Origin of the sequence: Polaromonas sp. YR568 (assembly GCF_900116715.1) — a bacterium.
Classification (GTDB): Bacteria; Pseudomonadota; Gammaproteobacteria; order Burkholderiales; family Burkholderiaceae_C; genus Polaromonas.
Genome location: NZ_FPBM01000013.1, coordinates 40839 through 54678 on the forward strand (window position 1 = coordinate 40839; position 13840 = coordinate 54678).

Annotated in this window: 6 protein-coding genes; 5 read left to right on the top strand and 1 reads right to left on the bottom strand. The window is 66.6% G+C overall.

The window, feature by feature from the left end; all coding sequences use genetic code 11:
* Positions 1 to 2: 2 nt before the first annotated feature.
* On the bottom strand, positions 3 to 4259 hold the full coding sequence (locus tag BM408_RS20830) for a YhdP family protein (protein ID WP_092132444.1): 4257 nt from the start codon (positions 4257 to 4259) through the stop codon (positions 3 to 5).
* A 73-nt stretch (positions 4260 to 4332) separates the two neighbouring features.
* Between BM408_RS20830 and glnE the strand changes: the two genes are divergently transcribed.
* Genes glnE through BM408_RS20855 form a run of 5 tightly spaced genes read left to right on the top strand, consistent with a single transcriptional unit; the run spans position 4333 to position 13830 of the window.
* Positions 4333 to 7146, top strand: a complete 2814-nt coding sequence (gene glnE, locus BM408_RS20835) for a bifunctional [glutamate--ammonia ligase]-adenylyl-L-tyrosine phosphorylase/[glutamate--ammonia-ligase] adenylyltransferase (RefSeq protein WP_092132446.1) — start codon at positions 4333 to 4335, stop codon at positions 7144 to 7146.
* A 45-nt stretch (positions 7147 to 7191) separates the two neighbouring features.
* Positions 7192 to 7944 (top strand): CerR family C-terminal domain-containing protein, encoded by a 753-nt coding sequence (locus BM408_RS20840; protein WP_092132447.1) that lies wholly within the window; start codon positions 7192 to 7194, stop codon positions 7942 to 7944.
* Positions 7937 to 9475 carry an efflux transporter outer membrane subunit gene (locus tag BM408_RS20845; RefSeq protein WP_092132449.1) on the top strand — a complete coding sequence of 513 codons (1539 nt, stop codon included), beginning with the start codon at positions 7937 to 7939 and terminating at the stop codon, positions 9473 to 9475. The genes BM408_RS20840 and BM408_RS20845 overlap by 8 nt, the downstream gene beginning before the upstream one ends.
* Before the next feature lie 29 nt (positions 9476 to 9504).
* Entirely contained in the window at positions 9505 to 10695 is a 1191-nt protein-coding gene (locus tag BM408_RS20850) for an efflux RND transporter periplasmic adaptor subunit (protein ID WP_092132451.1), read from the top strand.
* A gap of 12 nt (positions 10696 to 10707) precedes the next feature.
* Positions 10708 to 13830, top strand: a complete 3123-nt coding sequence (locus BM408_RS20855; protein WP_092132452.1) for an efflux RND transporter permease subunit — start codon at positions 10708 to 10710, stop codon at positions 13828 to 13830.
* Positions 13831 to 13840 lie beyond the last annotated feature (10 nt).

The window sequence follows — 13840 nt, forward strand, 5'->3', positions numbered from 1 at the left end:
GATCAGCGCGTCTCCGTAGATGCTTCGCCCGGCTTGCCTTCCGCCTGGGCCTTGCGGTCCAGCTTGGTGACTTTCGGGTCGGACCAGGCGCCGTCGATATGGAACTCCTGGGTGGCCGCCTGCATCAGCGGGCGGCGCAAAAACATCTGCGCCAGGAAGCTGCCCAGGCCGATGGCCGGGTTGATCGCGGTCGCGATCAGGGAGGCTGTGCCGGCGTTGATTTCCGGCACCACCACCACCTTGATATTTTGCGTTTCCTTGGCAATGTCGGCGCTGCCCTCCATCAGGACGGCGGCATTGACGCCGCGCATCTGCAGGTTGTTGGTATAGGCCACACCCTGGTTGATGTTGACGTCGCCGCGGACAAAGTCAAACGCGAATCCTTCGGAAAAAACATCCCTGAAATCGAGCGCCAGCCGCCGCGGCAGGGACTGCAGGCTCAGCACGCCCAGCAGCTTGGCGATGCCCGGGTCGGCCTTGACGAACTGCCCGGACTCGACGTTGATGTTGAACTGCCCGCTCATGGTCGGGTAGTCCAGGCTGAGGGGCGAACCGACCCAGGCCACCTGGCCCTCCAGCTTGCCCTTGCCGCGGCGAATCACATCGCCCATGCCGAAGCGCTTGAGCAATGCGCCTGAATCGGCGATGTCGAGCTTGAAGTTCATCACGGTGCGCCGCCGCTCCGACGGCGCGCGCGCCCCGCGCGCACCACCGGCGGCTGCAGCCGCGCCGGCCTGCGCATTCAGGGCCACCCAGTTGCCGGTGGCGGTCAACACGGCCTCGGGAAGCGTCACATTAAATTTGTTCAGCCGCCATTCACGGACACCTTCGCGCGCCGCTACCGACGCGCCGCGGTTGACGGCATCGATCTCGACGCGACCCAGCTTTTTGCCGCGCAGCTCGAGGTCTTCCACCACGACGTCAAGGGCCGGAATGCTGGCGGGCTGCTCATTCAGGATGGCCTCGACGTCGCTGGCGGTTCCGGTCTCCAGGCTCAGGCGCGACAGCCGTGCGTACACGCGCCCCGCGCCAATGCCGCCGGCCTGGCGAAACTCGACATAGCCATTGAGTTCGGAGGCGTCGATATTCGCCCGCCAGGTGAGGCCTTCGCGAGACCCCCCGACCACGACATTGTTGAGCTTGCGCCCTTCAATCACGAGCTCTTTCGCGCGTATGGCCATCACGGTCGGCATGTAAGTCAGCGCGGCAACCGCCGCTGCGCGGTTGGTGGCCGCGGTGGCCGCCGCCGGCGGCGGCGCGGCAAGCGCGCTGCTGCCGGAGGAGTCTGTCAGCAAGCGCTGCCAGGCGTCCAGGTCGACATGGGCCAGGTTGATGTTGGCCGCGACACCCGCTTCCTGCATGGGCGCCGTCTCGCCCGGCTCCAGCCCAACGCCGATTCCGCCCCGTATCACCCGCGGCTCAGCGCCGCTCACGTCGCGCACATAGCTGACGGTCGCCACGCGCCCGAGGGTGACCGAGAGCTGGTCCTCCAGTTTTTGCCCCGGCGCCAGGGAGGCCTGCAGCAGCGTATTCTCAAATCGCAGCGGCAGCGCCGATTCAGCGGTTTTGACCAGGGGCGCGGGCAGGTTCAAAGCCATGCCTTGCAGGCTGCTGGAGATGGTGACCTCAGGCTGGCCGCGGCGAAAACCCAGGGTGGCCGTATAGGGTGCGCTGCCGCTGGCGTTTTGGGCCATGCGAGCCAGCGGCCCCAGCTCTTTGGCCTGGCGCAAGCCTTCGGCGGTGACGGTTCCCTGGCCTTTGAAGGACGCGACGGTTTCGGTCTCTACGCTGCCCGGCGCACGCGGCTGCGAGCGCATGCCGCCGTCAAAACGGATGTCGCCGCCCAGCAGCCGCGCCTGGCCCCCCGCAACGGAGAACCCGCGCTCGCTCACGGTCACCACGCCCCGCAGCCGCGCCAGCGTGGGAACGGCAGGTGCAAACTGCACGTCGTTGCCGGACAGCGTGACGGTGCCGTCCACATTGGATTTATCAATGGAATGGATGGGAAGCTTCAGGCGAAAGCGGTAATCGCCCGTGCCGGTCGCCACGGCCTTGGCCAGCACATGGTTGGTCATGTTGCCCACCGGCGACTGGTTGACGAAGCCCAGCGCGTCGGACAGCGCGCCCTTGATGTCCACATTGACCTCCACCGTGGAGTCGTGGGTCAAATCCGGGATGCGGGCGTCCGCCTTGACCAGCTGCAGGCCCGGCAGGCCGGCGACCTTGCCCGTGGCGCCGTTGATCTCCAGCGCCGCGCGGTTGAACACCAGCTCGCCGGTGAGTTCGGTCAGAGCAGGCCAGGCGGCCGCGCCGGCCGGCTGTATGGTCTTGGGCACGTAGGCAAAGTGCCCGTTGCGCACCTTGGCCGACACCCGGAACTCGCCGTGCGCCGGGTTCTTGAAGGGCAACTCTTCGACTGGCCCCTTGACCTTGAATTTCACGTCGCTGACCTGACCCTGCACCACGGCGTCCCGCACGTAATGGCGCACGGGGTCAGGCAACACCAGCGGCAAATAGCGGTGAACCCGGTCGCCGTCACCCCGGCTCAAGGCGCCCTGCAAATCCAGCACGCCGGGAAAGCGGTGATCCGGCGCGCCTGCGGCAGGCGCGGGGCCGGCGCCCACATCGGCCGTGTGCCAGCTGATCTGGGCGTCACCCTGCGCGTCGGCATTGGAAAACTGCAGGTTGCGCAGCTGGGCTTCTATCTTTCGCCCCGAAAACTTCCACTGGGCGTCCGTCGACAACTGGTCGAACGGCACCACCGGGTCTTCAAAAACGCCCGGCAAGGCCAGCGCACCATTGGTGATTTTGACTTTGGCCTGCCCGCCGTCCTGCGTCAAATCGAAATCAATCGCCGCGCCGCTGATACCGGGCCGGCCGGGCCGGGGGTGCGCCGGCGCCGGGCCGGCAGCGGCCGGCTGGGTCGACTGGGCCGGCGCTGGCAGCGCGGCCACATTCAGGCCGACCACACGCCCTTTGGCCGCATAGGTGGAGGGCGCGTCCATTGGCCCCTGCCAGCGGGCCTCGACGGTTTCGACCAGGCCCTTGGGAGCGAAAGAAGCAATGAGCGCGTGCGTAGGCGCATCCAGCGGCAGGCGGTTGGCGATCTGTGCCAGCGCGGCGAGGTCTAGCCTGTCGGCCTTGAATTCGGTGTGCTGCGGCGCGCCGGCCTCGTCGCCGGTATGCACCAGCGCCACATTGCCGCCTGGCCACTGCAGGCCGTCGCGCGTGCGAAAGCGCAAGCCTTCGGTGTTGAAGTCAAAGCCGTTGGCGCGTTGCCCGCCGCCAATGCGCCCGGCGACCGATTCAAACGCCAGCGGCTGGAGCTTGGCGCCCAGCCTGGCGTCCACGTCCTGCAAGGCCACGTCGGCCGTGCCGCCGATGATCTGCCCCTTGCTGACGTCCGCCCAGGCGCGCAGCGCGCCATTGCCGCGAATCAGCTCCACGCCCAGCGTGTCCACGCTGACGTATTGCCTGACGCGGGAGGCATCGACACGGCCGAAGTCGGCAAACATCTGGCCGCTCCAGCCCTCGAAATTGCCCGCATCGGTGGACAGCAGCGATTGCCGGAATATGCCCCTGAAGCTGAAGCGGTCACCCCACTCCGGCGGCGGCGTGGCGTCCAGCCGCATCAGGTGGCGGCGGCGCGCATTGCGCATCACCCAGTCGACCTGCGTCAGAGCCAGCGTGGGCGCCTTCTGCAATTCGTCGGTCCAGCGCACGGTGCCGCCCTTGATCACGAATTCGGTCTGGGAGAAAAACCAGTCGGCCGCGGCGCTCTGGCCGCCGGCGCGATTCTGCGACACGTCCAGCCCGCCGACATAGATTTTCCCGTCGGCGGCGCGGCGGATATCGAGTTCAGGCTTGTCGATATACAGCTGCTCAAAACCCAGGCTCCAGATGGACGACGGAGACAGCGCACCCAGCAGGCGCGGCAGGCGCAAGGCTTCGCGGCCCTGGGGGTCCAGCAGCGTCACATCACGCAGCTCGAAGGAGGGGATCATTCCCTGGGAATGGGCGGTGATTTCACCGATGCGTACAGGCACCCCCAGGGCCTTGCTGGCCTCTATTTCAAGGCGCGGACGGAATTCCCCGATTCGCGGCACAATCCAGCCATGCAGCACGATCCAGCTCAGGCCAAAGAGCACCCAGGCCCCTGCGACGAGCCATAGCAAAATGCGCACGGCGAAAGCCAGCCATTGCAGGCGCCGGGGCAGCAAGGCTGGCATAGGGATAGTGCTGGGAATCGTTGGCTCCATTGACATGAGAATTATGACCGCCGGGGCCAGTGTCCGCCCGGCGGGAGACCATGAAGTTTTGTGAAGTAGTGTGATGACAGTCGTCCCAACCGCCCGCCTTGAGACCCTACCCGCCACCGGGCCGGCCGCATCGGACTATTCACGGTTCGTCCAGCGGGTACGCCGCCGCTATGCTGGCGAGCTCCCACTCCTGCCTGCCGGCGCGCCTGTGCGTGCGGGCATGCAAGTCACCCTCGACGCACTGCTGGGCCAAGGCCTGGAAATCGGGGCCGCGCTGCGGGTGCTGCGCCAGCTCGTGATGGAGCGGCTGGTGGTGCTTGATTGCGACGGCGCCTGCGAGCACCAGGCCCCCCTGGTGGTGGTGACACGGGCCATGACCGAGCTGGCGGAGCTGGCGCTGGATGCCGCCATGCGCGACTCCAGCCAAAAGCTCGATGCGCTGTACGGCCCGCCGCAGGCCCCCGACGGCTCGCGTGCCCGGATGTGGGTGGTAGGCATGGGCAAGCTCGGTGCGCGCGAGCTCAATGTCTCCAGCGATATCGACCTGATCTACGTCTATGACCACGATGGCGAGACTGCGGGGCGCAGCGATGGCCGCGGGCAGATTTCAAACCACGAGTATTTTTCACACCAGGTCAAATCCGTCTTCAGCCTGATCGGCGACGCCACCGAACATGGTTTTGTGTTCCGGGTGGATCTGGCGCTGCGGCCCAATGGCAATTCCGGGCCTGCCGCTGTTTCGCTCAGTGCGCTGGAGGAATACTTCCAGGCCCAGGGCCGGGAGTGGGAACGCTTTGCCTGGCTCAAGAGCCGGGTGGTCGCACCACTCGAATGCGTGCAAAGCGGCGCCGCGCAGGCCCTGCGCGGGCCGGTGCTGCCCTTCGTGTTCAGAAAGTACCTGGACTACAACGTGTTTGACGCGCTGCGCATCCTGCACAAGCAGATTCGCGAGCATGCGGCCAAGCGCTGCGCGGGACACCCGGAGCGCGCCAACGACGTCAAGATGTCCCGCGGCGGCATACGCGAGATCGAGTTCACCGTGCAGTTGCTGCAAGTGGTGCGCGGCGGGCAATTCCCGGAACTGCGCACCCGCCCCACGGTGGATGCCCTGCAGCGCGTGGCCCGCGCGGGCCTGATGCCGCAAGAGACCGCCGACGCGCTGGCGCGTGCCTACGATTTCCTGCGCAAGGTGGAGCACCGCATCCAGTACCTGGACGACCAGCAGACGCATGTGCTGCCCACACGCGACGACGACCTGGCGTGGATTGCCGAGACGCTGGGCTATGGCAACTGCTGCCCCTTCCTCAGTGAACTCGATGCCCACCGCGAGCTGGTCGCCGGTGAATTTGACAAGCTGCTGGGCGGCAAGGCGGACTGCAAAGGCTGCGGCGGCAAGACAGCCAAGGCCGCGCCGCAGCAGCTTGACGACCTGTTGGCGCAGTTGTCGGAACAATGGCCTGAGAAGTTCCGCGAACGGCTCACGCTGTGGCGCCAGCACCCGCGCGTGCTGGCCCTGAGAGAGGATTCACGCGCGCGCCTGACACGGCTGGTGCAACGCACCGCCAGCTGGCTGGCCGAAGGCGCGGTGACTGAAGAAGCGGCCATACGGATCATCGACTGGATTGAGCCGCTGCTGCGGCGCGAAAGCTACCTCGCATTGCTGCTGGAGCGGCCCGCCGTGCACGAGCGCCTGCTGCGCCTGCTGGGCGCCGCCAGGTGGCCCGCACGCTACCTGCTGCAACACCCCGGCGTGATCGACGAGCTGGCCAGCGACGAACTGCTTAAGGAGCGCTTTGAAGCAACGGCTTTCGCGCGCGACTTGCGCCAGCGCCTGGCCGCACTCAAAAGCACCGGCGAAGACGATGAGGAAACCTGCCTGAACCTGCTGCGCCGCGCGCACCATGCCGAGGTGTTTCGCACGCTGGCACGCGATCTGGAAGGCGTGCTCACCGTCGAGCAGGTGGCCGACGACCTCAGCGCACTGGCCGAAGCCGTGCTGTGCGTGACCACCGACTGGTGCTGGCAGCGCCTGAAGAACCGCCACCGCGAGACGCCGCAGTTCGCCATCATTGCCTACGGCAAACTGGGTGGCAAGGAGCTGGGCTACGGCAGCGACCTCGACATCGTGTTTGTCTATGAGGACGAGGACGAGCGGGCGCCCGAGGTCTATGCCGCCTTTGTGCGCAAGCTGATCAACTGGCTGACCATCAAGACCGGCGAAGGCGACCTGTTCGAGATCGACACGGCCCTGCGGCCCAACGGCAACTCAGGCCTGCTGGTCACGAGCTTTGACGCCTACACCCGCTACCAGCAGCAGCGCGGCAGCAACACCGCCTGGACCTGGGAACACCAGGCCATGACGCGCGCCCGCTGCGTGCTGGGCGATGACGCCCTGCGCAAACGTTTTGACGAGGTGCGGGAATCGGTCATCACCGCGCCGCGCGACACGGCGGCGCTGCGCGGCGAAATCGTCGCCATGCGCGAGAAAGTGCGCAATGCCCACCCCATCAAGCGCGCCCACACTCCGCATCTGTCAGACGGAGAGCCCACCGCCCCCGAGCCCGAGAAGTTCGATGTCAAGCACAGCCCCGGCGGCATGGTGGACGCTGAATTTGCCGTGCAGTTCCTGGTGCTGTCGCAGTCCGCGCAGCACCCGGAGCTGATCGCCAACGTCGGCAATATCTCGCTGCTGCAACGCGCCGAGGTTGCCGGCTTGCTGCCGCCCGGCGTGGGCCAGCGCGCGGCGGCCGCCTACCGCGAACTGCGGCGGGTCCAGCACCGGGCGCGCCTGAACGAAGAACCCACCCAGGTCACCCCGCCCACCTTGCAGGCCGAGTGCGACGCCATCCAGGCCCTGTGGGTTGCCACTTTTAAGTCAATCAACTGATTTAATTCAATCATTTGTTTGATTCATGTGCTTTAATGCGGGCACATGAATGCCGACGTCCGCCCCAAAACTCCCTTGCGCGCCGCAGGCGCCGAAGGCGAAACCCGCAAGCAGCGCTCCGATGGCGCCCACGCCCGGGCCCACCTGCTGCACACGGCACTGCGCCTGTTTTCTGAAAAAGGGTTTGCCAAAACCTCCATCCGCGACATCGCCCAGGCAGCGGGCGCCAACGTGGCGGCGATCAGCTACTACTTCGGCGACAAGGCCGGGCTGTACCGCGCCGTGTTCACCGAGCCCCTGGGCAGCGCACGCGACGACATCGCGCTGTACAACCAGCCCCACTTCACCTTGCGCCAGTCCCTGGAAGGTTTTTTCTCGGGTTTCCTGGAGCCCCTGCGCCAGGGCGAGCTGGTGCAGTTGTGCACCAAGCTGCACTTTCGCGAGATGCTGGAGCCCACGGGTTTGTGGGCCGAGGAAATCGACCAGGGCATCAAGCCCGCGCATGCGGCCCTGGTGAAAGTGCTCTGCCGCCACCTGGGCCTGACCAAAGCCGACGACGACGTGCACCGGCTGGCCTTTTCCATCACCGGGCTGGCGATTCATATGTTCATCAGCCGCGAGGTGGTGGACGCGATCCGGCCCCAGCTCTTCGGCGCGCCTGACGCCGTGGAACAGTGGGCCGCCAGCCTGGTCGCCTACGCGGAGGCGATGGTCGCCGTCGATGAAGCGCGGCGCAAACATTCTCTTGACCACCCAGCGGCTGGCAAGCCGCGCCTGAAAACTGCACACCATGAATAAGCCTGACCTCCGTCGCAAGCCTTTTCGCCTGCTCTCGCCGGGGCCGCTGGGGTCATTGGCGGTCGCGTGCACACTGCTGCTCGCCGGCTGCGCGGTGGACCTTCCCCACCACACGCCGGCCGCGCCTGTCCCCACACAGTGGCAAGCGCCCTTGCCGGCCAGCGGCACCACCGCAGCATTGCCCCACGGCGGCAGCCTGACAGGGTTGTCCCAATGGTGGCAGCAGCAAAACGATCCCTTGCTGGTTGAGCTGATCATGGCCGGCGAAGCGGTGAACCCGGATGTTTCGACGGCACGCTCCAATATCGAGCAGGCGCGGGCGTCGCGCGTGGCCTCTGCGGCGGCCATGCTGCCCACGCTGGACGCTAGCGCCAGCGCCAGCCGCGGGCGATCGGCGCCCATAAATCGAGCGGCAGCGCCGCCGATTGCCACGACACTGGAGGCAGGCTTGCAAACGGCCTGGGAAATCGACCTGTTTGGCCAGTACGCGGCCAGCCGCGACGCCGACCAGCACCGTTTTGAAGGCGCGGAGGCGATGTGGCATGCCGCGCGTGTATCGGTCGCCGCCGAAATCGCGACGCAGTACTACAGCTATCGCGCCTGCGAAAAACTGCTGGACGTGGCACGCTCCGACGCGGCCTCGCGCGCCGAAACCGCGCGGCTGTCGGACCTCAGCACCAAGGCCGGCTTCCAGGCGCCCGCCACGGCGGCGCTGGCCCGGGCCAGTGCCGCGGAGGGCCACGGCAACGCCATCCAGCAGCGCACCTTGTGCGACCTGGACATCAAGGCGCTGGTGGCGCTCACCGCCGTCGAAGAACCGGCCTTGCGGCAAAAGCTGGCCAGCGCGCCGGTTGACCTGACGCAGGAATCCATGGCGCCCGTCATCAGCGTGCCTGCCGAAGTGCTTGCCCAGCGGCCCGATATCTTCAATGCGGCACGCGAAGTGGACGCGGCCCGGCTGGAAGTGGGCAGCGCGCGGGCACAGCGTTTCCCCCGGCTGACGCTGAACGGCTCGATCTACACCACCAAAAGCCGCACCAGCGCTTCCACGCAGCGCTTTGACACCTGGACGGTCGGGCCGCTCCAGCTGACGATTCCGCTGTTTGACGGCGGCGCCAGCGAAGCCAATGTGGAAGCCGCCAAGGCACGCTATGAAGATGCCGCGACGCAGTACCGGGCCAGCGTGCGAAAAGCCGTGCGCGAAGTTGAGGAGGCGCTGGTGAACCTGCAAAGCACCGCCGAGCGTACCGACGATGCCGCCATCGCCGCGCAAGGCTACCGCGCCTCGTTCACCGGCACCGAAGCCCGCTACAAAAGCGGGCTGGCCAGCCTGGTCGAGCTTGAAGACGCCCGCCGCACCCTGCTGGCGGCCCAAAGCGCCGTGGTCACCTTGCAGCGTGACCGCCGCAGCGCCTGGGTGTCGCTGTACCGCGCGCTGGGCGGCGGCTGGACCACTGCCGAGCCGCCGGTGCCGCCCGTGGTTTCAGATGTACCCGCTCCCTTCACTCCCGCCGCCATCACCGCGCCCTGACGCCGCGGCCTGATGACCCTGCCACCTCCATGACAGACCCCTTGCACACCATGCCCAACTTCAAACTCAAACCCGTTGCGATTGCCTTGATAGCTGCCGTCGTAGTGATTGCCGGGGCGGCTGCCCTGTTTATCCCGAAATCCGATGCCAAGCCGGACCCCAAGGCCGCGACTTCCAAGCCGGCCCTGACCGTCGCCACCGCGCTGCCGGTTCAGGTGAACCTGCCGGTCAAGCTCAGCGCCAACGGCAACATCACCGCCTGGCAGGAAGCCGTGATCGGCTCCGAGTCCAACGGCCTCAGGCTGGTGCAGGTGCAGGCCAACGTGGGCGACCAGGTCAAGGCCGGGCAGGTGCTGGCGGTGTTCTCGGGCGACAGCGTGCAGGCCGACACGGCCCAGGCCCGCGCCAGCCTGATCGAGGCCCAGGCCAATGCCTCGGACGCCGCCGACAACGCCGCGCGCGCCCGCACGCTGGCAAGCTCCGGCGCCTTGAGCGAGCAGCAGATCAACCAGTACAACACGGCCGAGCAAACCGCCAAGGCGCGTGTCGAAGCGGCCAAAGCCGTGCTGGACGCCCAGCAGCTGCGCGGCAAGAACACACAGGTGCTGGCGCCCGACAGCGGCGTGATTTCAGCACGCACCGCGACCGTCGGCTCTGTCGTGCCCCAGGGCACCGAGCTCTTCCGGCTGATTCGCGGCGGACGCCTGGAATGGCGCGCGGAAGTCACCTCCGCCGAGCTGGGCCGCATCAAGGCGGGCACCATGGCCACGGTTGTCGCCGCCAGCGGCGCCGAGCTCAAAGGCAAGGTGCGCATGATCGCCCCGAGTGTCGACCCGCAAACGCGCGCCGCACTGGTCTACGTGGATTTGCCGGTCTCTGCCGGCATGGCGTCGCCGGCCAAGGCCGGCATGTTCGCCCGCGGGGAGTTTGACCTGGGCACAACGCCGGCGCTGACCGTGCCGCAACCCGCGCTGGTGGTGCGCGACGGTTTTAACTATGTGTTCAAGCTCAACCCCGACAACCGCATCAGCCAGCTGAAGGTGCAGACCGGCCGCCTGGCCGGCGACCGGCTGGAGATCACCTCCGGCCTCGCAGCCGATGCACGCGTCATCGTGAGTGGCGCTGGCTTTCTGAACGACGGGGACCTGGTCCGCGTCAATGATGAGGCACCCAGCAAGCCCGCAGCGCCTGCCAGCCGGGCGCAAGCCGCTACCAAATAAGGAGCACTCCAGATGAATGTCTCCTCATGGTCGATCAAGAATCCGATCCCCGCGGTCATGCTGTTCGTGCTGCTGACCTTTGCCGGCATGCTGTCGTTCAAGGCCATGAAGGTGCAGAACTTCCCGGACATCGACCTGCCCACCGTGACGGTGTCGGCCTCGCTGCCGGGCGCGGCGCCCGCCCAGCTTGAAACCGAAGTCGCGCGCAAGCTGGAAAACTCGATCGCGACGGTACAGGGCCTCAAGCACATCTACACCAAGGTGCAGGACGGCGGGGCCACCATCACCGCCGAGTTCCGGCTTGAAAAGCCGGTGCAGGAGGCAGTCGACGATGTGCGCGCCGCCGTGGCCAAGGTGCGCGGTGAGCTGCCCGCCGATGTGCGCGACCCGGTCGTGACCAAGATGGACCTGGCCGGACAGCCGGTGCTGGCCTTCACCATCCGCTCGCCGCGCATGGACGAAGAGGCCCTCTCCTGGTTTGTCGATAACGATATTTCCCGCAAGCTGCTGTCCGTGCGCGGCGTGGGCGCCGTCAACCGCGTGGGCGGTGTGTCGCGCGAAGTGCGCATTGCGCTGGACCCGTCTCGCCTGCAAGCCCTGGGCGCGACGGCGGCCGATGTGTCACGCCAGTTGCGCCAGGTGCAGACCGAGAGCGCAGGCGGGCGCGCCGACCTGGGCGGCAGCGAGCAACCCATTCGCACGCTGGCCACGGTCAAATCCGCCGCCGAGCTGGGCAGCATGGAGCTGGCGCTGAGCGACGGCCGGCGCATACGGCTTGACCAGGTGGCCACCGTGAGCGACACCACCGCCGAGCCGCGCGCCGCCGCCCTGCTGGACGGCAAGCCTGTTGTGGGCTTTGAGGTCTCGCGCAGCCGTGGCGAGAGTGAAGTGGCTGTGGGCGCCGCCGTGCAGGCAGCACTGGCCGACCTCAAGCTGCAGCATCCCGACGTCGAGCTCACGGAAGCGTTCAACTTCGTGCAGCCCGTGCAGGAGGAATACGACGGCTCCATGCACCTGCTCTATGAGGGCGGCATCCTGGCGGTGCTGGTGGTATGGCTCTTCTTGCGCGACTGGCGCGCGACCTTTGTGTCTGCCGTGGCGCTGCCGCTGTCGGTGATCCCGGCGTTTATCGGCATGCATATGCTGGGCTTTTCCATCAACGTGATCACGCTGCTGGCGCTGTCGCTAGTCATCGGCATTTTGGTGGACGACGCCATCGTGGAAGTCGAGAACATCGTGCGCCACTTGCGCATGGGGAAAACGCCTTATGAAGCCGCCATGGAAGCGGCCGATGAAATCGGCCTGGCGGTGGTAGCCACCACCTTCACGCTGATCGCCGTGTTTTTGCCGACCGCCTTCATGAGTGGCGTGGCCGGAAAGTTCTTCAAGCAATTCGGCTGGACGGCGTCGCTGGCGGTGTTCGCCTCGCTGGTGGTGGCGCGGGTGCTGACGCCCATGATGGCGGCCTACATCCTCAAACCGGTAGTGGGCACGCACAGCGACCCGGCCTGGATGAGGTGGTACATGCGGGCGGCCACCTGGTGTATGCAGCACCGTGTGAAGACCATGATCATGGCGACGCTGTTTTTCTTCGGCTCGGTGGCACTGGTGCCGCTGCTGCCCACGGGCTTTATCCCGGCCGACGACAACTCGCAGACCCAGGTCTACCTGGAACTGCCCCCGGGCACCACGCTGACCCAGACCAAGGCCTCCGCCGAACATGCGCGCCAGCTCATCAGCAAGGTCGAGCACGTCAAGAGCGTCTACACCACCATAGGCGGCGGCTCCGCGGGCGGCGACCCGTTTGCCATGCAGGGCGCGGCGGAAACCCGCAAAGCCACGCTGACGGTGCTGCTGGACGAACGCAGTCAGCGGCCGCGCAAGCAGGGCATCGAGAACAAGATGCGGGCCGCACTCGAGGCGCTGCCCGGCGTGCGCAGCAAGGTGGGCCTGGGCGGCTCGGGCGAGGCCTACATCCTGATGCTGACGGCCGAGGACTCCAACGCACTGCTGGCAGCGGCGCTTGCCGTCGAGAAAGACCTGCGCACCATACCGGGCCTGGGCAACATCTCGTCGAGCGCCAGCCTGGTCAGGCCTGAGATCGCCATCAAGCCGGACTTCGCCCGCGCCGCCGACCTGGGCGTGACCAGCGCGGCCATGGGCGAGACGCTTCGTATTGCCACGGTGGGCGACTATGAGGAGTCATTGCCCAAGCTGAACCTGTCGCAGCGCCAGGTGCCCATCGTCGTGCGGCTGGACGATGCCGCGCGCAAGGACCTGAGCGTGCTCGAGCGCCTGGCGGTGCCCAGCGTGAAGCCGGGCGTGGGGCCGGTGATGCTGGGCCAGGTGGCCACCCTGGAAGTGACTGGCGGGCCGGCCATCATCGACCGCTATGACCGCTCGCGAAACGTGAAGTTTGAAATCGAACTCTCGGGGCGCGCGCTGGGCGACATCACCGAAGAGGTCAAGCTGCTGCCGACCATCAAAAACCTGCCGGCAGGCGTGAAAGTAGTGGAGGTTGGCGACGCCGAAGTGATGGGCGAGCTGTTTGCCAGCTTTGGCCTGGCCATGCTGACCGGCGTGCTGTGCATCTACATCGTGCTGGTGCTGCTGTTCAAGGATTTCCTGCACCCGGTGACCATTCTTGCCGCTTTACCCTTGTCCCTGGGCGGCGCCTTTGTCGGCCTGCTGATCGCGCAGAAGAGTTTTTCCATGCCCTCGCTTATCGGCCTGATCATGCTGATGGGCATTGCCACCAAAAACTCCATCCTGCTGGTGGAATACGCCATCGTCGCGCGGCGGGACCACAACCTGTCACGCTGGGACGCCTTGCTTGACGCCTGCCACAAACGTGCGCGGCCCATCATCATGACCACACTGGCCATGGGCGCCGGCATGATGCCGATTGCACTGGGCTTTGGCGCGGCGGACCCGAGCTTTCGCTCGCCGATGTCGATTGCGGTAATTGGCGGCCTGATCACCTCCACCGTGCTCAGCCTGCTGGTGGTGCCCGCGGTATTTACCTACATCGATGACCTGGAACACCTGATCAAACGCATGACGGCACGGCTGCGCGGCAAGCAGGGTGACGGAAAAACCCCGGAAAACCCGGCTGTAGAGGCCTCCTCCAAATAGAGGAGACACG